Origin of the sequence: Stenotrophomonas sp. SAU14A_NAIMI4_5 (assembly GCF_003086795.1) — a bacterium.
Lineage (GTDB): Bacteria > Pseudomonadota > Gammaproteobacteria > Xanthomonadales > Xanthomonadaceae > Stenotrophomonas.
In genome coordinates, this window is record NZ_CP026003.1 from 204,337 (window position 1) to 224,444 (window position 20,108).

19 protein-coding genes and 1 pseudogene are annotated in these 20,108 nt (G+C 67.0%); 13 read left to right on the forward strand and 7 right to left on the reverse strand.

Annotated elements, in window-relative coordinates; translation table 11 throughout:
• Positions 1-6 precede the first annotated feature (6 nt).
• Positions 7-639 carry a superoxide dismutase family protein gene (locus C1925_RS00840; protein ID WP_108767282.1) on the forward strand — a complete coding sequence of 211 codons (633 nt, stop codon included), beginning with the start codon at positions 7-9 and terminating at the stop codon, positions 637-639.
• A gap of 76 nt (positions 640-715) precedes the next feature.
• On the opposite strand, the gene C1925_RS00845 is transcribed toward C1925_RS00840, so the two are convergent.
• On the reverse strand, positions 716-1,603 hold the full coding sequence (locus tag C1925_RS00845) for a hypothetical protein (protein WP_108767283.1): 888 nt from the start codon (positions 1,601-1,603) through the stop codon (positions 716-718).
• A 93-nt stretch (positions 1,604-1,696) separates the two neighbouring features.
• Between C1925_RS00845 and C1925_RS00850 the strand changes: the two genes are divergently transcribed.
• On the forward strand, positions 1,697-2,992 hold the full coding sequence (locus tag C1925_RS00850; RefSeq protein ID WP_108767284.1) for an acetyl-CoA C-acetyltransferase: 1,296 nt from the start codon (positions 1,697-1,699) through the stop codon (positions 2,990-2,992).
• A gap of 90 nt (positions 2,993-3,082) precedes the next feature.
• Here C1925_RS00850 and C1925_RS00855 read toward each other — a convergent pair whose 3' ends face one another.
• The 3 genes from C1925_RS00855 to C1925_RS00865 all read right to left on the reverse strand — a co-directional run bounded on the left by C1925_RS00855 (position 3,083) and on the right by C1925_RS00865 (position 6,255).
• The gene (locus C1925_RS00855) at positions 3,083-4,378 is read right to left on the reverse strand and encodes a heme biosynthesis HemY N-terminal domain-containing protein (protein WP_108767285.1); all 1,296 of its coding nucleotides are present in this window, start codon (positions 4,376-4,378) and stop codon (positions 3,083-3,085) included.
• Positions 4,379-4,384: 6 nt separating this feature from the next.
• Entirely contained in the window at positions 4,385-5,362 is a 978-nt protein-coding gene (locus tag C1925_RS00860; protein WP_108767286.1) for a uroporphyrinogen-III C-methyltransferase, read from the reverse strand.
• 104 nt (positions 5,363-5,466) lie between these two features.
• Positions 5,467-6,255 (reverse strand): uroporphyrinogen-III synthase, encoded by a 789-nt coding sequence (locus C1925_RS00865; RefSeq protein ID WP_108767287.1) that lies wholly within the window; start codon positions 6,253-6,255, stop codon positions 5,467-5,469.
• 34 nt (positions 6,256-6,289) lie between these two features.
• Between C1925_RS00865 and C1925_RS00870 the strand changes: the two genes are divergently transcribed.
• From C1925_RS00870 to C1925_RS00890, 5 genes are all read left to right on the forward strand, one after another.
• A complete protein-coding gene (locus tag C1925_RS00870) occupies positions 6,290-6,757 on the forward strand; it encodes a YiiD C-terminal domain-containing protein (protein WP_108767288.1) in 468 nt (155 codons plus the stop codon).
• 32 nt (positions 6,758-6,789) lie between these two features.
• Complete coding sequence (locus tag C1925_RS00875) at positions 6,790-7,221, forward strand: hypothetical protein (protein WP_108767289.1); 432 nt, start codon at positions 6,790-6,792, stop codon at positions 7,219-7,221.
• 57 nt (positions 7,222-7,278) lie between these two features.
• Complete coding sequence (locus C1925_RS00880; protein ID WP_108767290.1) at positions 7,279-7,716, forward strand: rhodanese-like domain-containing protein; 438 nt, start codon at positions 7,279-7,281, stop codon at positions 7,714-7,716.
• 99 nt (positions 7,717-7,815) lie between these two features.
• The gene (gene secB, locus C1925_RS00885) at positions 7,816-8,334 is read left to right on the forward strand and encodes a protein-export chaperone SecB (RefSeq protein ID WP_108767291.1); all 519 of its coding nucleotides are present in this window, start codon (positions 7,816-7,818) and stop codon (positions 8,332-8,334) included.
• A 20-nt stretch (positions 8,335-8,354) separates the two neighbouring features.
• Complete coding sequence (locus C1925_RS00890; protein WP_079224703.1) at positions 8,355-9,380, forward strand: NAD(P)H-dependent glycerol-3-phosphate dehydrogenase; 1,026 nt, start codon at positions 8,355-8,357, stop codon at positions 9,378-9,380.
• A 52-nt stretch (positions 9,381-9,432) separates the two neighbouring features.
• On the opposite strand, the gene C1925_RS00895 is transcribed toward C1925_RS00890, so the two are convergent.
• Positions 9,433-9,894 (reverse strand): nuclear transport factor 2 family protein, encoded by a 462-nt coding sequence (locus C1925_RS00895; RefSeq protein ID WP_174213474.1) that lies wholly within the window; start codon positions 9,892-9,894, stop codon positions 9,433-9,435.
• A gap of 122 nt (positions 9,895-10,016) precedes the next feature.
• Here C1925_RS00895 and C1925_RS00900 point away from each other — a divergent pair, with 122 nt between their 5' ends.
• Both C1925_RS00900 and C1925_RS00905 read left to right on the forward strand, forming a co-directional pair.
• Positions 10,017-10,688, forward strand: a complete 672-nt coding sequence (locus C1925_RS00900) for an Ivy family c-type lysozyme inhibitor (RefSeq protein WP_108767292.1) — start codon at positions 10,017-10,019, stop codon at positions 10,686-10,688.
• Between the two features lie 71 nt (positions 10,689-10,759).
• Positions 10,760-12,037, forward strand: a complete 1,278-nt coding sequence (locus C1925_RS00905) for a retropepsin-like aspartic protease (protein ID WP_108767293.1) — start codon at positions 10,760-10,762, stop codon at positions 12,035-12,037.
• Between the two features lie 54 nt (positions 12,038-12,091).
• Here C1925_RS00905 and C1925_RS00910 read toward each other — a convergent pair whose 3' ends face one another.
• Entirely contained in the window at positions 12,092-12,451 is a 360-nt protein-coding gene (locus C1925_RS00910) for a hypothetical protein (RefSeq protein ID WP_108767294.1), read from the reverse strand.
• A gap of 520 nt (positions 12,452-12,971) precedes the next feature.
• Here C1925_RS00910 and C1925_RS00915 point away from each other — a divergent pair.
• Positions 12,972-13,409, forward strand: a complete 438-nt coding sequence (locus tag C1925_RS00915) for a hypothetical protein (protein WP_108767295.1) — start codon at positions 12,972-12,974, stop codon at positions 13,407-13,409.
• A 30-nt stretch (positions 13,410-13,439) separates the two neighbouring features.
• Here the strand turns inward: C1925_RS00915 and C1925_RS00920 are convergent, their stop codons facing one another.
• Positions 13,440-13,682, reverse strand: a complete 243-nt coding sequence (locus tag C1925_RS00920) for a hypothetical protein (protein WP_108767296.1) — start codon at positions 13,680-13,682, stop codon at positions 13,440-13,442.
• 124 nt (positions 13,683-13,806) lie between these two features.
• On the opposite strand from C1925_RS00920, the gene C1925_RS00925 reads away from it, so the two are divergent.
• From C1925_RS00925 to C1925_RS21265, 3 genes and pseudogenes are all read left to right on the forward strand, one after another.
• Positions 13,807-16,458, forward strand: coding sequence for an excinuclease ABC subunit UvrA (locus tag C1925_RS00925; RefSeq protein WP_108767297.1), 2,652 nt, complete (start codon positions 13,807-13,809; stop codon positions 16,456-16,458).
• 180 nt (positions 16,459-16,638) lie between these two features.
• A complete protein-coding gene (locus C1925_RS00930; RefSeq protein ID WP_108767298.1) occupies positions 16,639-19,632 on the forward strand; it encodes a TonB-dependent receptor in 2,994 nt (997 codons plus the stop codon).
• A gap of 345 nt (positions 19,633-19,977) precedes the next feature.
• Positions 19,978-20,108, forward strand: a pseudogene (locus C1925_RS21265) (IS110 family transposase); the annotation flags it as partial.

A 20,108-nucleotide genomic window follows, 5' to 3' on the forward strand; every position in this document is an offset into this window, starting at 1 on the left:
AGTTCCATGCGTCTGATCCATACCTCGCTGTTCGCGGCCATCGCCGCCCTGGGCCTGGCGGCCTGCAACCAGCAGCCGGCAGCCCCGGAAGCCGAAGCCCCGGCGACCACCCCGGCCGAAGGTTCGGCAGCACCGGCTGATCCGGCCGCTGCACCGGCCACCGAAGCCGCTCCGGCCACCGATGCCACGGCCAGCGCCGAACTGGCACCGACCCAGGGCAACGAGACCAAGGGCAGCGTCACCTTCAAGGTCGTCGACGGCAAGGTGCACGTGACCGGCCAGATCACCGGCCTGAAGCCGGGCAGCGAGCACGGCTTCCACATCCACGAGAAGGGCGACTGCAGCGCGCCGGACGGCATGAGCGCCGGCGGCCACTTCAACCCGGGCAAGCAGGACCACGGCAACGTCTCGGCCGATCCGCACCACGGCGGCGACATGCCCAACATCAAGGCCGACGACAAGGGCGTGGCCACCATCGACGGCCCGGTCTCGAGCAACGTCAACATCGGCAAGGGTGATGACTTCGACATCATCGGCCGCGGCCTGATCGTCCACGCCGATGCGGACGACTACAAGACCCAGCCGACCGGCAACGCCGGCGCGCGCTTGGCCTGCGCGGTCATCCAGAAGGCCCCGTAAGGCACAACGAAGAACGCCGGCGAACGCCGGCGTTTTTTTTCAGCGGTAGTGCCGGCCGCTGGCCGGCAATCGCAGATCAGCGCGCCAGCAGCTCGCGCGCGTCCTGCCCGGCCTCGCAATGCACGAACAGCACCGGCACGCCGTGCGCTTCCAGCACTGCGGCCATCTGCCGCTGGCGCATCAGGAACTGCTCGTAGATGCCCTGCAGGCGGTCGCAGTCGCCCTTGCTGTGGTTGTAGTACGCGCACCAGCCGGCCGGATCGAACAGCGCCATGCGTGCCTCGCCCTGCGTATAGCGCAGCAGCGGCTCGGGCGCGTTTTCCAGCCACTCGTCCTGGCCCGGGGCCATGATCGCGGTCTCGATCAGCGGCCACAGCGCGGCCAGGCCCTGGTTGTCGTACTGCATCGACATCATCGCGGCCAGGTCGTTCACGGTGAAGTAGCGCGCGTGCTCGATGCGGGCACCGAAGCTGTTCTGCGCCATCAGCGCCGTATCGGCATGGGCCATGCCATTGGCCAGCAGCACCTCTTCCAGCGCATCGGCCACGGCCGTAGTGGTGGCCACGTCGCTGCCGGTCAGCAGGAAGGGCACCACGCGCAGGCCACCGCCCACCAGCGTCGCATCGGCCTGGAACGGCAGCGGCACTTCACCATCGGCGCCGGCACCGAAGGCCAGCAGGCGCGGGCCCTGGCTGCGGCCGGGGGCACGCATCTGCAGTTCTTCCAGGCGGCGGTGGATCGGCCAGCCCGGGCGCAGGATTTCAGCGGGGTCGAAATGGGCGGCGGCGAACACCAGGTCCAGCTCGGCCACCTGCGGCACCAGCTTGGCCAGGTCACGGCCGATACGGTCGGCCAGTTCACCGGCCTGGTCGGCGCTGAGCACCGCCTGGCGGGGGATTTCGCCGTTGGCCAGTTCCAGGGCCAGCACGCCAAGGGCATTCATCGCGGGGTCGGGTTTGCTCATGGTTCCACGGTTGGCCCATCACAGGGCGGCAGCTACACTTGGCTCCATTATGCCTGCTCCGTCGTGCAGGCCATGTTGCAGACACCCTCATCCATGCCAGGTATCTCCATGCCCAACGCTCGTCCCGTCGCCATCCTCGGTGGCGTCCGCATTCCGTTCTGCCGCCAGAACACCGCGTATTCGGATGTCGGCAACCTCGGCATGTCGGTGCGGACACTGGGTGCGCTGGTCGAACGCTTCGGCCTGCACGGCCAGCAGCTCGGCGAAGTGGCGATGGGCGCGGTCATCAAGCATTCCAGCGACTGGAACCTGGGCCGTGAAGCCACGCTGTCCTCGGGCCTGTCGCCGTTGACCCCGGGCATCACCCTGCAGCGCGCCTGTGGCACCTCGCTGGACAGCATCATCACCGTGGCCAACAAGATCGCCCTGGGGCAGATCGAATCGGGCATCGGCGGCGGCTCGGACACCACCTCCGACGTGCCGATCGTGTACGGCAAGAAGCTGCGTGCACGCCTGCTGGCCGCCAACCGGGCCAAGAGCACCGGCGACAAGATCCGCGCGCTGACCGCCGGCTTCAAGCTCTCCGAACTCAAGCCCGAGTTCCCTGGCGTGGCCGAGCCGCGTACCGGCAAGAGCATGGGCGACCACTGCGAGGACATGGCCAAGGAATGGAACATCTCGCGTGATTCGCAGGACGAATGGGCGGTGTCCTCGCACAAGAAGCTGGCCGCTGCCTACGAGAGCGGCTTCTTCAACGACCTGATCGCCCCGTTCCGTGGCGTCGAGCGGGACAACATCCTGCGCGCGGATACCTCGCTGGAAAAGCTGGCCACGCTGAAGCCGGCCTTCGACAAGGTGTCGGGTCGCGGCACGCTGACCGCCGCCAATTCCACCCCGCTCACCGATGGTGCCGCCGCGGTGCTGCTGGCCAGCGAGGAATGGGCCCGCGCGCACGGCCACGAGCCGCAGGCCTACCTGCGCGATGCCCACGTGTCCGCGGTGGATTTCGTGCACGGCGAAGGCCTGCTGATGGCCCCGACCGTGGCCGTGCCGGAGATGCTCAAGCGCAACGGCCTGACCCTGCAGGATTTCGACATCTATGAGATCCACGAAGCCTTCGCCGCGCAGGTGCTGTGCACCCTGCGTGCGTGGGAGAGCGAGGATTACTGCCGCAACCGCCTGGGCCTGGATGCACCGATGGGCCGCATCGACCCGGACAAGATCAACCTGCTGGGTTCGTCGCTGGCCACCGGCCACCCGTTTGCCGCCACCGGTGCCCGCGTGATCGCGACGGCGGCCAAGCAGCTGGCCGAACGCGGCGGCGGCCGCGCGCTGGTGTCGATCTGCACCGCCGGTGGCATGGGCGTGGTGGCGATCGTCGAACGCTGATTGCATCCATCGAACAACAAAAAACGCCGCCCATCGGGCGGCGTTTCTTTTGGTGGGTGCCGACCGTTGGTCGGCACACCTCAGCCATGCTCACGGCACCCGCGGGTTGCCGAACTCGTCGCGCACCTCATTGGCGTCATACACCGGCGGCTGCGCGGCAGCAGGCAGCTCTTCCACCGTGCTGCGCGGCGCCACATCGGCCGCATGCACCAGCGCCACGCTGTCCTCGCCACGCTGCAGGCGCAGCGCATTGGCCAGGCACTGTGCGGCCAGTGCGTGTTCGCCACGCTGGGCAAACGCTTCACCCAGCGCCTCCCATGCCGGCGCACCGGCACCGGCCGCGATGGCCTCGTGCAGGAACGCATCGGCGGCATCCCACTGCTGCTGGGCGAGGGCGATGCGGCCCTGCGCCAGGCGCAGCGCAGCCGAATCCTCATGCACGTTGCGCCAGCGCGCCAGGTTGGCCTGGCGGGTGGCCAGGCGTTCGGCAGGCAGGCGGCCATACAGCGCCACCAGCTCATCGTCCCAGCGATGGTCCAGCGCCTGCTCCAGGGCCAGCAGCGCCGGCTCGTCCCAGTCCAGGGCCACCGCACGGGTGGCGTAGGCGGCCACCACGTCCGGGGTCGGTCGCAGCGCCTTCGGCGTGGCTTCCCACTGCGCGGCCAGCGCGTTCACATCGCCTGCTTCCAGCAGGGCCTGCGCAGCGAGGCGGGCTTCCAGTTCGCTGCTGGCATCGGTCGGAAGCACCTTGCTCTGCCGCAGCGCACCCAGCTGGCCGTACGCCTCGTGCGCGCGCCCGGCCTGCGCCAGCGCTTCGGTACGCAGCCACAGGCCACGCGGCGGCAGCGGCTGGATCGCCGCCACGTCCAGCGCATTGATCGCATCCACCGGCAGGTCGCGTGCCAGCAGCTGTTCGGCGCGCAGCAGCGCATGCAGCGTGGCATCACTTTCACCCAGGCGCTGCAGCAGTGCCTCGCCCGACGCGGCATCGGCACGCGACTGCGCGCTGCGCACCGCATTGGCCAGCGCCACCGCGCTCACTTCCGGGTCGGCTGCGGCGCCATCCAGCAGCTTCTCCGCGCGCTGCCAGTGGCCGTGTTCGTAGGCCTGCAGGCCATCGATCAGGCGCACGCGGCCCTGCTTGCGGCGGTACCGGCCCCAAGCGCGGAACGGCGCCGCCACCAGGCTCCACAGCAGCCACAGCACCAGCACGCCGATCACCGACAGCAGGGCCACCTTGGGCAGGTTGCTGTGGTAGTCGTAGCCGCCGTAGCGCAGGGTCACTTCGCCGTAACGGTTCAGATCATCGGTGCCGAGCCATTGCGCAGCCACCACGCCGATGGCCACGGCCAGCAGCAGTACGACCAGGGATTGCAGGGGTTTCATCGGGCGTTACCTCCGGTCGGTCTGGGAGCGCAGTTGTTGCAGGGTGCTGCCAAGCACGCTGCTCTCGGCCTGCAGGGGGGCCTTGCGCAAGGCCTGAAGTTCAGCATGTTGCGCGCGCAGGCCCGGTGAATCCGGCCAGCGCCGCTGCGCCCAGTGGGCCACGCGGTTCAGCGCGGCATCACGGCCGCTGCGGTCGCCACGCTCGATGGCCGCGCGGGCCAGGGTCAGTTCCAGCTGCAGCGCGTCATCGGCGGCGGCGCGCTCGGCCTGGGTCAGCGGGCCGTTCAAGCGGGTCGGGGTGATATCCACGAAGGGCGCCAGCGCCGATTGCCACCACGGCTTGGCAGCCGCTTCGGCCGGCGAGGGCGGCAGCTCGGAGGGCAGTCCCTGCAGCGCCTGGGCAACGGCATTCAGTCGGTGCAGCGCCTGCACGCGCGGGCCCGTGCCCAGTGCATCCAGCGCGTCGCGTTCCTGCACCAGCGCCTGGCGCAGGTTCAGGCCTTCGTTGTCCGGCAGGTCGGCCAATGCGGTGGCGGCCTGCGCATACAGGCGGCGCGCGCCTTCCACATCGTCGGCAAAGGCCAGCCGTTGCGCGGCCTGGGTCAGCAGCAGCTCGGCCTCGTCGCGCTGCACGGCCTGGCGGCCCTGGTTGGCACTTTCAGTCAGCCGGGTCAGGTTCTCCTCCAGCAGCGCGCTGCGCTGGGACAGGCCCAGCATTTCATCGCGCAGCACGCGGTTGGTGGCGGCAGCATCCTGCAGGCGCTGGCTGGTCGCGCGCTGGTCGCGGCGCAGGGCCTCGACGGTGGCCTCCAGCCCCTTCAGCTGCACGTCCGTGCTCTGTGCCTGTGCCGCCCGGTCGCGCTGCTGTTGCTGCCAGTAATGCCAGCCGGCGTAGCCCGCGGCGCCCAGCACTACCACCACCGCAAGCGGCAGCAGCCAGCGTGCAGGACGGCGGGAGGGGGCAGGTGGCGGGGTGTCGTTCATCGGGCTTCCTTGTCGGCGGCCTCGCCGGCGGGGAGCCAGCAGGCAGCGTTGGACACAGCATTACCGTTGGCGCTGAACCCGGCAAGCGTGTGCCGGGTGCCTGTTCAGGTCGCTGCCGGGGCAGTGAGCGCGGCGTGTGCGGCCGCCGTCACCTGGGTGACGGTGGGCCCTTCGCTGCGGACTACGCTGGCAAACCCCAGCGCCCGCGCCTGCTCGGCCAGGCGTTCGCTGGCGGCCAGCACGATGGCCTGTTCACACAGGCGCTGCTGCCAACCGGGGGACAGCTGCTGCCAGAAGCGCTGCAGGGCCTCGCCGCTGCTGACGGCCAGCAACCACGGCGTCCCCGAGTGGGCCAATCGCGCCAGTTTTCGCCGCGGTATCACCAGCGGCACCCGCTGGTAGATGTCGGCACGAATGATCCGCGCGCCCGCCGCCTCAAGCTGTGCGGCGATCAGGCCACGGCCGCCGGGCGCGGTCACCAGGCCGACATCCGTGCCGCGCACGTCGGCCAGCACCGGCAGGCGCAGCAGGCCTTCGCTGTCCATCCGCTGCGGTGCGTGCACGTCGGTGATGCCGTGCGCGTGCAGGGCGCGCGCGGTGCCTTCGCCCACGGTCAGCCACGGGCCACGCTGGGCCGCCGGCAGGTGCTGCAGTGCCGCAGCGGCCGCGACCGCCGCCGGGCTGGTGAACACCACGCGCGCGCAGGACAGCGCCCGGTTCAGCCACTGTTCGACCGCCGCGCCCTGCAGCCGCTGCAGCCGCCACGGCGACAACGCCACGGTGGCCCCGCCCAGCCTGGCCGCAGCCAGCCTCAGCCCGGCATGCTGTCCCTGCGGCCGCAGCGAGATCAGGGTCCAGCCAGTGGGTATCGTATGGTTGGCCATTGACGTCATTATGCGGGCCCTTCGTTGTCGTGGTTGCTGCTCGATGTCCGCTGATGCCCTGACCTCCTCGCTGGCCTCCCTGCAGGACGTGCTTGACTGCATGCCGGCGGTCCGTGCGATGCAGATCCGCCTGGATGGCTACGCCGATGGCGTGCTGCGCATCACCGCGCCGCTGGCCGCCAACGTCAACGACAAGGGCAACGCCTTCGGTGGCAGCCTGGCCTCGGTGCTGACCCTGTCGGGCTGGGCGCTGGTCAGCCTGCGCCTGCGCCTGGCCGGGCACGATGCCGAGGTCTACGTGGCCGACAGCAACCTGCGCTACCTGGCCCCGGTCTACGAAGACCTGCACGCCCACGCCGAAACCGCCGAAGCCAGCAGCTGGGATACCTTCCTGGCCACCTTCCGCCAGCGCGGCAAGGCCCGCATCAGCATTGTCGCCCGCCAGCCGGGGGCCGATGGCCGTTCGGCCGCCGAGCTGAGCGGTCGCTTCGTTGCCTTCGCCAAAGGGTAGGATGGCAGGCTGACGTCCTGGGGAAACCACCAATGCGCCGCCTGATCCAGTTCCTGATGTGCTCCCTGCTGCTGGTCAGTGCCGTGGCCGGTGCCGCTGCCGACGACCTCACCCGCAAGCAGCGCAAGCTGCTGGAAGAGACCCAGATCGCCTACGGCGCGACCATCCGCTGGGGCAGCATGGACGATGCCATTGCCTACCTGGACCCGGAGCTGCGCAAGGAAAAGCCGCCCACCGAGTTCGAGCTCAACCGTTACGCGCAGCTGCGCGTGTCCTCCTACCGCGAGCGCAGCAGCGCCTCGCTGGACGGTGGCCAGGTCGAGCGCCGGGTGGAAATCGGGGTGATCAACCAGAACACCCAGGCCGAGCGCACCGTGGTGGTGGTCGAGCGCTGGCGCTGGGACCCGGAAGCCAAGCGCTGGTGGCAGGCGGCCGGCCTGCCGGACCTGTGGAAGGGGCAGTGACGGGCCCCCTGCGGCTTGTGCGACAATCGGCGCCCGCTTAATCGACCCGTGACCTGAGTGAATTACGAAGAGTTGCTGGCCTTTGCAGGCCGAAACCCGATGCTGTCCGCTGCCCTGGTCGGCCTGACCGTGGCCCTCATCGTCACCGAAACCCGCCGCCTGTTCCGGGGCTACAAGGGCATCAAGCCGGCCGAGCTGACCCACCTGATGAATGCCGGTGGCGCGGTCGTGGTCGATCTGTCGCCCAGCGCTGACTTTGAAAAGGGTCACATTGCCGGCAGCCGCAGTGCCCAGGCGAGCGCCTTCAACGCCGAGCACAAGCTGGTGGCCAACGCCAAGCAGAGCCCGGTGGTGCTGGTGTGCCGCAGCGGCAACGCCTCGGAAACCGCCGCCAAGGCGCTGAAGAAGGCCGGTTTCGAGAAGGTCTTCGTGCTGGAAGGCGGCATTCCCGCCTGGCAGCAGGCCGAGTTGCCGCTGGTCAAGGGCCGCAACTGATTGCAGGGGATGGCGGAACTGGCCTTGTATGGGCCTGCCGCCGCCCCCAACCCTGTAGTTCGACACTCGTTTTCATTGCATTCATTGGAGTTACTGGAAATGTCCGAAGAGATCACCAACGGCGCCGCTGCGCCGGTCGATGCCGCCAACGGCCCCGCATTCACCGTCGAGAAGATCTACGTCAAGGACGTTTCCTTCGAATCGCCGAATGCCCCGACCATCTTCAATGACCAGGTGCAGCCGGAACTGCAGCTCAACCTGAACCAGCAGGTGCAGCGCCTGGGCGAGAACGCCTTCGAAGTCGTGCTGGCCGTCACCCTGACCTGCCAGGCCGGTGAGCGCACCGCCTACGTGGCCGAAGTGAAGCAGGCCGGCGTGTTCGGCCTGGTCGGCCTGGACCCGCAGTCCATCGACGTGCTGCTCGGCACCCAGTGCCCGAACATCCTGTTCCCGTACGTGCGCCAGCTGGTCAGCGACCTGATCCAGGCCGGCGGCTTCCCGCCGTTCTTCCTGCAGCCGATCAACTTCGAAGGCCTGTACGCAGAAACCCTGCGCCAGCGCCAGGAGCAGGGCGACGCACCGTCGCTGGCTGACTCCGAGCCGGCCGGCAACGCCTGATCCCCGCTGCGACGTCACGGATGAGCACTACCGCTGACAAGATCGCCGTGCTGGGCGCGGGTTCCTGGGGAACCGCGCTGGCCACCCTGCTTGCCCGGCACGGTCACCCGACCGTGCTGTGGGGGCGCGATGCCGCCGTGGTCGAAGCCATCGACCAGCGCCACGAGAACCCGCGTTACCTGCCGGGCATCCCCCTGCCGGACAGCCTGCGTGCGACCACCGACATGGCGGCCGCACTGCAGGATGCCGCCTGGGTGCTGGTGGTGACCCCGTCGCACGCGTTCAACGAAACCGTGCGTGCGCTGGCACCGCTGCGTCCGGCTGGTGCCGGCGTGGCGTGGGCCACCAAGGGTTTCGAACCCGGTTCGGGCCGCTTCCTGCATGAAGTGGCGCGCGAGATCCTGGGTGACGACGTGCCGCTGGCCGTGGTCACCGGGCCGTCGTTCGCCAAGGAAGTGACCTTGGGCCTGCCCACCGCCATCACCGTGCACGGTGACGTGCCGGAGTTCGCGCAGACCGTGGCCGAAGCCATGCATGGCCCGGCGTTCCGCGCCTATACGGGCGATGACATGGTGGGTGCCGAGCTGGGCGGCGCGATGAAGAACGTGCTGGCCGTGGCCACCGGCGTGGCTGATGGCATGCAGCTGGGCCTGAACGCCCGTGCCGGCCTGATCACGCGTGGCCTGAACGAGATGCTGCGGCTTGCCGCCGCCATCGGTGCCAAGCCGGAAACCCTGATGGGTCTGGCTGGCCTGGGCGACCTGGTGCTGACCTGCACCGGCGACCTGTCGCGCAACCGCCGCCTGGGCCTGGCCCTGGGCCGCGGGCAGACGCTGCAGGATGCCGTGCGCGAAATCGGCCAGGTGGTGGAATCGGTGCAGACCGCCGACGAAGTGATGCGACAGGCACGCCGCCATGGCATCGACCTGCCGATCTCTGATCGCGTTCGTGCCGTGCTGCACGGCGAGCAGACGCCTGCAGAAGGCCTGCGCGCCCTGCTGGCGCGGGAACAGAAACCGGAATACCCGGACACGCTGTTCAAGTGAACCGAAAAGCCCCGGCCACGCGCCGGGGTTTTTTTTGCGCGCGACGTCCGCCTCACTTCGCCCGTGGCGGCGCGCTGGTGTTGTCCATGTCCGAAAAGATCATCCACGGGCCATCGCCGACGCGCTGCAACGTGAGCGTGAACTTCCCGGTATCGCCCACATTGCTGCCGTAGGTGTACGCGCCGATGATGTAGCCGGTGCTGCCCTCTGTGGCATGCGCCAAGGCGCGCAACCGCAACGGGCTGCTGCCTTGGCCGGCATAGGCTGTCTCAATGGCCGCGCGCCCGCGCACCGGAGCATGCTCGCTCTGCAGCACGAATCCATCTTCGGTGAACAATGCCGCCAGTGCCTTCGCATCGCCGGAGCGCCAGGCCTGTTCGTAATCGCGCAGCACCCGGTCCAGGGCCGGGGGCAGGGCATCGTCGGGAAGTTGCGTGGCCGGCTGCTGTGCAGCGGCAGGCCCAGCCAGCAAAGCTACACAGAATAAGATCACGGCAAACCTTGAACCGCGCATGCGTCTGGGTCCTTGGCAGTCAGGGAAGCGGCCAGTGCAAGCCTAACGCCGGCCCATGCCCGATGGAATGCCCGCACCACGTAGAATCCCTCCGTCGCACACCACACACCCAAGGACAGGGAATGACGCCTCGCCATATCGGCTTCTCATGGATGATCGCGTTGCTGGCCGCGTGTTCGCAGGCCCCGGTACCGCAGGCGGGCACCGATTCCGCGCCGGCTGCTGCAACGCCGACCGACGCGCCCGCCGCCGCCACCGTGGTCGAACCAGAACCGACTATCGAAGACGACGTGGACCCTTCGGTGTGGGACAACGAAGGCGAGCCGGAAGAACAAACCCCCGGCGCGGAGCTCACTTGCAAGGACAATCCGCTGGCCACCCATTTCTTCACCCTGGTGGGCGGCAACACCGTGGACGACTGCGGCCGCGAGGACCCGAAGGTGCTGGCCGCGTTCAATGCCCTGATGCAGAACACCGCAGCGGCCGAAGTCAGCGACAAGGACATTCCTTCGCTGCGCAAGCGCCTGCTGAGCGGGCCCAGTGGACCGGGCGAGCTGGTGGTGCTGCAGGGTGAGCCGTGGTGGTTCTATACCGCCTGCCAGGCCCACGATTGCCCGGGCACCGCGCTGGCGATGCTGTACTCGCCCGAGCAGTCGAAGATGGTCGGCCGCCTGACCGCGCGCTGCCGGGTGTGGTGGCTGGGCGAACCCAGCGCCGAACAACGCGAGCAGATCGCGCAGCTGCGCCCGCTGGATGATGCCGCGTTGACGGAAGACAGCGCGCTCTGCGAGTGAGAGCGGGACTGGAATCAACGCCCGATTGCAGGGCAACTGATGGATGGTCCTGCCGATGCCAAGGAGAAAGCATGCAGAAGCTGGTAGTTGCCCTGATGATGCTGTCCCTCTTTTCCTGTGCGCGTGCGGCGAGCGCATCGCCTCACACGGATGCCGTGAGTGCAGCGCTCGTAAAGGCCCGGTTTGATCGTGCCTTGCCTTCTTTGGAAAAATGCCGGGAGGAACGCGAGCAAGGTCACGCTCTGATATGTGCCCACATGCATGCGGCAATCCTGAAAAATCAGGGCAATGGACGCGAGTGGGCCCGAAGCATGATGTTCCTTCGCGGCACCGCGCACTTGGCCACGGGCACGGACGCTGCTGAGCTTTCCAGAAGCTTCGCCGGCGTCGACTTCCAGGCCATTGCAGCGCTGCCCCGTTACACAATGACCCGGCCGGACGGCAGCCTGGTAATCCCTACGCTGGGTGCCGACGCTGCGGCGGGAACCCGCTGGTCTGACAGCGTCGGCAAGAGCTATCTCGTCAGGATCGAAACCGACGCGGGCCACTCGGTCGCGATGGTGGATACCGGTGCCCCCGCCGCATTGAGCATGTCAGGCCGTACTGCAGACGCGCTTGGCATCAAACGCGTCGTTGCAACCATCAAGGGTACGGCAATGCTGTTGGACGCCGACATCCCGGTGCACCAGGAAGAACTACGTTTTGCCGAACATGTTCGCATTGGACCCATGGAACTCCGTAATGTCCTGGTCCAGGTCAATCCACGCGATCAGGAAGATGGCGCAATTATCGGCATGGGCCTGCTCGCGAAGTTCAGCAACGTCAGCTTCACGGAAGGCGAGATTGCATTCGATCAGCCCAGGCCTATCGGGAGCAAGTCGGCACCCTTCAAGTTCGCGCACGACATGGGTCTGGGCGCAAGTCTCGTGATCTTCAATGTAGATACGCAGGGTGCTGTTCGTAAGGCGATGTTTGATACCGGCCTGACGGCATTGATGGCTTATACAAGCGAGCTGGCAGTGCGCACCGCGGGCGAAGTCACGTCTGAAGACCCACCTGATGTTGGCGGAAGAAGGGGCATCCCTTACAAGTTCTCCAGGCAGAGCGCTTCCTTCAACGGTATCAATCTGATCGACGCGCCCACCGTCCTGCTGTGGAAGTCGCCTCGCACTCTGCCCTTCGAAGTGATGTTGGGGGGGCAGATCCAGAAGGCCTTCAACGCCCAGATCGATTTCGACAACGGAAACCTGTACTTCTGGCCACCAACCGCAGAGCAGCAGCGGCTTGTGTGCGGGAAACAGCCCAAGGATGAGGGACCACCCAAGGACAACGCCACCTATTGCGGGTGATGCAACCGCACAGATAGCGCCGGGCCATGCCCGGCGCATTGTCCGCACCGCGCGTCATTCCTCCGGACGCATGCGCGCGGTGGCCTGCCCATTGATGGCCAGGCAGGCCATGATCAGACCCTCCATCACCCGGTCGCCGGGGTAATCCTCATCCGGGCCGTTCTGGCGGATGCGTTCGCCCGCCAGCAGCATTTCCAGGGCGATGGTCAGGCCGGCGCGTGCGCAATCTACATCGGCCAAGGCGATGCGGCGGCCGATGCGCAGCTCCGGTTCGGGCCAGGGCTGGCCATCGGCGGCGGCGCCGCAGCCGATGTCCTTCAGGGCGTTGATGAAGGCGCTGCCCGGGCGGGTCGACGGGGCGTCGTCGTCCTCGCTGTTGGCAGGCGTGTGAGCGGGAAACTTCGGTGTGGTCATGGCGAGAGCTCCGTGCAGACAGTCGGTAGCCGCCACACAAAGGTGGCGGGCGGAGACGTGGCTCGAAAACCGGTGACAGTGAACCGGCAGGCACAAGGCCTCCACGCTCCGCCCGCCATAGCCGGCAGACGGATTGCCAACCGGCGCCACACGGGGTGACGCCGGCTGGCAAGCGCAAACACTTCACTGTCAAAAGCTCCGGGTTTTCGAGGCCCGGCCACCCGTTGTCGGTGGCACGTCATCTGTACTCGCTTGCTTGCGCTGCGCCCATCAGACAAGTTGCAAACCCGTTCGATGCGAGACGCTTTCGGCATTTTTGCATGCTGTTAAGTCGCGCAAGAGGCAGGCGCCGCAAGGCCCGCCAGGATGCGGGGAATATGCGACATGCGTCGAGGTTGCCGCGCAGGCCACGGGCGCCGCTGCCGGTCGATGGCGACATGTCTGGCGGTCGCGCGGGGTACGCGCTGGCAGCTGATACGCTTGGGCCCAATGGTCCGTGCGACCAAGGAGTGGATCGGCAATGGAGTTTGATTCGATCAGCCCTGCCATCAGCGGGGTGATGGGCGGAATGCTCGCGACGGCGCTGGTCGCGCGCTGGTCGCGCGATCTGCCTGGCGGCTACAGAGGTGAATCCCGCCAGCGCCTCGCCCGTGAGCATCGTGTGTCCATCTGGACGGCGAATGCACTGTTCTTTGTCGGCCTCTTTTCTGGCGTGGCGCTCTACCCGCTGGGTGGTTTCGCGAATACGGACTGGCGGCCGTTGCTCTGGGGCTTCGGCCTGGCATCCGTGCTTCCCCTGCTTGCGATTGCCGTTGTTTCGCTTCTCTCTGGTCGCAGGCTGAAAGAGGGATTCGTTGCGTTCGCGCTGGGCCAGGGCAGCCCTGTGTGGGTGACCTATCTTCCCTTGGGTGCGGGTGTCGTGGCATTTGGATTTGCGGTTGCCGATCTGGCGAGCTGATTCATGTTGGCGATGCGCGTCTGCCGCCCACTACTTCCCCCAGCGCCACCCCGGCGGCGCGCCTTTCAGCCAGCAGACCAGCACAAGCACCAGAATCACCGCCCACGTGTACAGCTGGAACGCCACGGGCCGTTGGATCGGGGAGAACAGGAACGGGCCCGCCGGCAGCAGCACGAGTGCCACGGCATAAACCACCCAGCCCTGCCAGGCGCAGGGCAAGCCCCAGCCCCAGCCGTATCGCTTCCGTGTGAACCAGTATTTCCTGTCGTCCATGCGTGTGTTGTACCACCTTGTGGGTACCGCTCCAACCGTCACCCCCGTTCACCCCGGCAGCAGCGAGAATAGGGCGCCGGGCACGCGCTGATGCGTGCCACTCACTGCCTGCAGGATCGCGAAGATGTCCAACACTCCTTTTGGCGAATCGTCATGCGCTGCCGCTGCCAGCGGTTGCGTCGAGGTCCGCGGTGCGCGCGAGCACAACCTGAAGAATGTCGACGTCTCCATTCCGCGCAATGCACTGGTGGTGTTCTCTGGCGTCTCGGGTTCGGGCAAGTCATCGCTGGCCTTCGGCACCGTTTACGCCGAAGCGCAGCGACGCTACTTCGAGTCCGTCGCACCCTACGCGCGGCGGCTGATCGACCAGGCCGGCGTGCCCGATGTGGATGCGATCGACGGGCTGCCGCCAGCGGTGGCGCTGCAGCAGCAACGTGGTGCCAGCAACGCGCGGTCATCGGTGGGTAGTGTCACCACGCTGTCCAGCCTGGTGCGCATGATGTATTCGCGGGCCGGTACCTATCCAGCCAAACAGCCCATGCTGTACGCCGAGGACTTCTCGCCCAACACGCCGCAGGGCGCCTGCACCACCTGCCACGGCCTTGGCCACGTGTACGAGGTGACCGAGGCGCTGATGGTGCCCGATCCTTCCCTCAGCATCCGTGAGCGCGCCATCGTTTCCTGGCCACCGGCCTGGCACGGCCAGAATCTGCGCGACATCTTGGTCACGCTGGGCTACGACATCGATGTGCCGTGGAAGAAACTGCCGAAGAAGGACCGGGACTGGATCCTGTTCACCGAGGAAGCGCCGAGCGTACCGGTCTATGCCGGCTTCACCCCCGCCGAAACCCGTGCCGCGCTCAAGCGCAAGCTGGAGCCCAGCTACATGGGCACCTATACCGGCGCGCGCCGCTACGTGCTGCACACGTTTGCCAACACGCAGAGTGCGCTGATGCGCAAGCGTGTGTCCCGCTACATGGAAGGCAGGCTGTGCCCGGCCTGCGAAGGCAAGCGGCTCAAGCCCGAAGCCCTCTCGGTCACCTTCGCGGGCGTGGATATCGGCGAGTTCATGCGGTTGCCGCTGGATCAGCTGGCAGAGCTGCTGGATCCGATTGCGGCGGGGGATCTCAGCGCGCACAACCCGGGCACAGGCACCAGCCGCACCGCTACGGGCCGCGATCGCCGCCAACGGGCTGCCGCTGGCCGTGCAAGCCACGCGGCAGCACCGGATGTGCGGCGTACGTCGGCAATGTCCGAAGAAAAGCAGCTTGCGGCACAGCGACTGGCTGCAGGAGTCATGGCACGCGTGCACCAGCTGCGTAGCCTGGGCCTGGGCTATCTGTCTCTGGATCGCGCAACACCGACGCTGTCTGCCGGCGAACTGCAGCGCCTGCGATTGGCCACGCAGTTGAGCTCGCTGCTGTTCGGCGTGCTGTATGTGCTCGATGAGCCCTCGGCGGGCCTGCATCCTGCCGACAGCAAGGCGCTGTACGACGCACTGGACCGGCTGCGCGACGGCGGCAACTCGGTGTTCGTGGTCGAACACGATCTGGAACTGATGCGCCGCGCGCAGTGGCTGGTGGATGTTGGCCCCGAGGCGGGCGAGCACGGTGGACGCGTCCTCTACAGTGGCGAGCCTGAAGGCCTGCGCCAGATCGCGGACTCGCGCACGGCCCGCTATCTGTTCGACCAGGTACCCGCACCCGCCAGCCGGCAGCGCAGCGCGCTCAGCTGGCTGGAGCTGCAGGACATCCACCGGCACAACCTGAAGGGTGTGGACGCGCAGGTACCGCTGGGCCTGCTGACCGCGGTGACCGGCATTTCCGGCTCCGGCAAATCCAGCCTGATGGCGCAGGCCTTGCCGGAGCTGATGCTGCTGCACCTGGGCCATGAGCCGGTGGAGGACACCGCTGAAAGCACACCGACCGATGGCCCTACGGTGATTGAAGCAACGCGCGGCCGGCTGGCGGGCGATGTCGATGCCATCCAGCGGGTCGTGCAGGTGGACCAGAAGCCGATCGGCCGCACGCCGCGTTCCAACCTGGCCACCTACACCGGGCTGTTCGACCACGTGCGCAAGCTGTTTGCCGCGACGCCTGCAGCGCGCCGTCGAAAGTTCGACGCAGGCCGCTTCTCGTTCAATGTGGCCAAGGGCCGCTGCGAAACCTGTGAAGGCGAAGGCTTCGTCAGCGTCGAGCTTCTGTTCATGCCCAGCGTCTATGCGCCGTGCCCCACTTGCCACGGCGCGCGCTACAACGAGGCCACGCTGAAGGTGCTGTGGAACGAGCGCACCATCGCAGAGGTGCTGCAGATGACGGTGGACGAAGCGCATGCGTTCTTCAGCGAGGAAGATGCCATCGCGCGGCCGCTGCACTTGTTGAAGGAAATCGGTCTGGGCTATCTGCGGCTGGGCCAGCCGGCCACCGAGCTTTCAGGCGGTGAGGCGCAACGCATCAAGCTCGCCACCGAGCTGCAGCGCAGCCAGCGTGGGCGCAGCCTGTACGTGCTGGATGAGCCCACCACGGGCCTGCACGCATCCGATGCGGACCGGCTGATGGTGCAGCTGCAGCGCCTGGTGGCGGCGGGAAACACGGTGGTGATGATCGAGCACGACATGCGTGCGGTCGCGCAGGCCGACTGGGTGATCGACGTCGGGCCGGGCGCAGGTGGAGCGGGCGGCACCATCGTGGCAAAGGGAACACCGCATCAGGTCGCGCGTGCGAAAGGCAGCAGGACGGCGCCGTTCCTGGCGCAGGAGTTGTCGAGGAGCGCTTGAGTTGAGTTCTGCATGACCGAGCATGGCCAGCTGGGCAACCGGGTATGGTCATCGGCCAGCAGCACATAACCACTCGGCATTTCTGCATTGGGGCGCGAGCGGGGTTAATGAATGTGCAATGTCTGGCGCGCCCCTCGCGGCGCGCAGGCAGCGCTTCCCCCACTACCCGTACGCCCCACGATGACGACTGCTCGTTCCTCACTGCGCCCGCGATTGCTGGCGTTGGCGGTGTTGCTTGCCACCGCGTCCCCCGCACTGCATGCCCAGTCCACCACCGGCGCCATCGCCGGCCTCGCGCCTCCTTCGGCGCAGCGCATCTTCGTCCGCAGCGACACCGGCCTCACCCGTGAGGTGACGGTGGACGCGCGTGGCCGCTACACCATCGGCCAGCTGCCGCTGGGCCGCTATTCCGTGGAAGCACGCGATGCCGACGGCAAGGTGCTGCAGACCCGTGAGGGCGTTGCGCTGACCGTGGGCACCAGCACCGAGGTCTCGTTCGGTGAGGTCACGCGCCTGGATGGCGTGCAGGTCAGCGCTGATCGCGCGGCGGCTGCGATCGACGTCAGCAGCGTGGATTCGCGCACGGTGATCACCGCCGAGCAGCTGCAGCGCCTGCCGCTGGGCCGCTCGGCCGAGGCCATCGCCCAGCTTGCACCGGGCGTGGTCGGCAACGGTGGCAACGGCAGCTATGCCGGCCCGACCGGCGCGCAGCTGGTCAGCTTCGGCGGTTCGTCGGCGGCCGAGAACGCGTACTACATCAACGGCTTCAACAGCACCGATCCGCTGCGTGGCCTGGGCGGCCTGACGCTGCCCTATGGCAGCATCGACCAGCAGGAAATCTACACCGGCGGCTACAGCGCCAAGTACGGCCGTTCCGATGGCGGCGTCATCAACGCCGTCGGCAAGCGCGGCACGAATGACTGGCACTTCGGTGGGCAGTTCACCTGGGAGCCGGCCTCCACGCGCTCGGACAAGGACGACGTGCGCTACCCGGGCGACGGCGCGCTGTACTCACCGGAGAGCAAGGACCGCGAGTGGGTGACCACACAGAGCATCTACGCCGGCGGCCCGCTGATCGAAGACAAGCTGTTCTTCTTCGGCTCCTACGAACTGGAGCGCCGCGAAGGCACCGACGTCAAGAACGTCGAGGCGACCAACTCCTACTCGAAGTATGAGTACAACCGTCCGCGCTGGTACGCCAAGCTGGACTGGAACATCACCGACAACCACCTGCTGGAGCTGACCGGCGCCTCCAGCCGCAACGTGTTCCGCGGCGACATCTTCGCCTACGACTACGACACGCTGACCCGTGGCGCGCAGCGCGGCAAGGAAGACACCACCAAGACCGGCGGCGACCTGTGGACGGCCAAGTACACCGGCTACCTGACCGACCGCCTCACCGTGAGCGCGCAGTACGGCGAGATGAAGACCGATGATTACATCGGCAATCCCGCCTATGACGGCAGCCTGACCTACATCAACAGCGCCAACCTGCAGAACCCGGCGCTCAACGGTGGCACGCCGATCACCAATGCGCAGACCACCTCGCTGCTGGTCGACCCCGCGCGCGGCAACCGCAGCAACAACCTGCGCCTGGATGCGAACTATGTGCTGGGAGACCACAGCATCACCGTGGGCATCGACAACCAGAACGCCCGCGCGCTCAACCGTGGCTCGGTGGCATCGGCCGATGGCTACTACTGGATCTACGGCCAGTCGAACCCGAACGTGCCGATCAATACCGGCCTGGGCGTGCCGGCCACCGGCGGCATCCGCAATGGCCAGGACGGCTACTACGTGCGCCAGTACATCTACAGTGCACTGGCGTCGGTGCGCGCATCGCAGCGGGCGCAGTACATCGAGGACAACTGGCAGGTGACCGACCGCCTGCTGCTGAACCTGGGCCTGCGCCTGGACCAGTTCACCAACTACAACCGTGATGGCGATGCCTACATCAAGCAGACCAGCGGGCAGTGGGCGCCGCGCTTGGGCTTCAGCTGGGATGTCGGCGGCGACGGCCGCTTCAAGGTGTTCGGCAACGTGGGCCGCTACTACCTGGCGCTGCCGCTGAACCCGGCGTTCAATGCGGCCGGTGCAACGCTGGCAACCTCGACGTACTACACGTACGGCGGCATCGACAGCAACGGCTACCCGACCGACCTCACCCAGTTCTCCGATGCGGTTTCGTCCAACAACAACTATGGTCTGCTGCCGGACGCGAAGACGGTGGCCACCTCCGGCATCAAGCCGTCGTTCCAGGATGAATTCATCCTCGGCTTCACCAAGGCACTGGGCCAGGACTGGGTGTACGGCGCGAAGGCGACGTACCGCGTGCTGCGCAGCGGCGTGGACGACTACTGCGATATCGATGCAGTACTCGGAAAGGCCAGCAGCCTCGGCTACAACGTGACCAAGGACAGCAATCCGGTCAGCTGCTGGCTGATCAACCCGGGCCGTGCGAACACCTTCAATCTGGTCGACACCGGCGGCAACTACGTGAGCGTGCCGCTGACCAATGCCGAGATGGGCTTCCCGAAGTTCAAGCGCAACTACTACGCGGTGAACCTGTCGCTGGAACATCCGTTCGACGGGCGCTGGTACGGCCGCGCGGACTACACGTGGTCGCGCAGCTACGGCACCACCGAAGGCCAGCTGCTGTCGGGCATCGGCCAGACCGCGGTGTCGACCACGCAGGCCTGGGATTACGCCCAGCTGATGGAGCACACCAACGGGCCGCAGAGCAACGACCACACCCACCAGTTCAAGCTGCACGGCTACTACCAGCTGACGCCGGAATGGCTGGTCTCGGCCAACGTGCGGGTGATCTCGGGCACGCCCTTCAGCGCACTGGGTTCGTATGGCCCGAACTTCGAAGATCCTTCCGGCTATGGCATCGCCTACCACTTCTACAACGGCCAGCCGGCGCCTCCGGGCAGCCAGGGGCGCCTGCCGTGGCTGAAGCAGCTGGACCTGGGCGTGTCCTACCGCCCGGCCGCGGCCGAGGGTCGACTGGGCTTCAACCTGGATGTCTTCAATGTGTTCAACAGCCAGGTCGCGCTGTGGAAGTCGCCGTACTCCGAGCTGGACCCGGGCCAGCCTGACCCGTTGTACGGCGCAGCGACCGTGCGCCAGGCACCGCGCTCGCTGCGGGTGAGCGTGAGTTACGACTACTGAGGGAGGGGCTCGGCGCTACCGGGGTCGGAAACCCCGTGTAGAGCCGAGCCCATGCTCGGCTGCGATCAGCCGGATGCAAAGCAGCCGAGCATGGGCTCGGCTCTTGTGTCTTGGAATGGCGCCCTGATCAGGCACAATTCCCCCGGTGACCCCGGGAGGCTCCGATGACGCTGCCTCGGCTCTTAAGCCTTCGAGCTTGCAAAGTAGATTCAGCGCGTCGGCGGCCTGACACCGCCTTGGAACTTGAACGGTATCTTAGGCCCACCTTCGGGTGAGAGCCTGCACTCACAAGGGCAAGTCTGGCGGCTTCCGATCACGATCGTAAGTTCAAGCTGGAGCAAGATCATGCAAGTAATCGGCAATGACATGGCCAAGGCGACCTTTGATGTTGCCCTGCCACTGTCCGACGGCAAGTACCGCACCAAAGCCAAATTTCCCAATACGACCAAGGGTTGTACGGAATTTCTGGCGTGGCG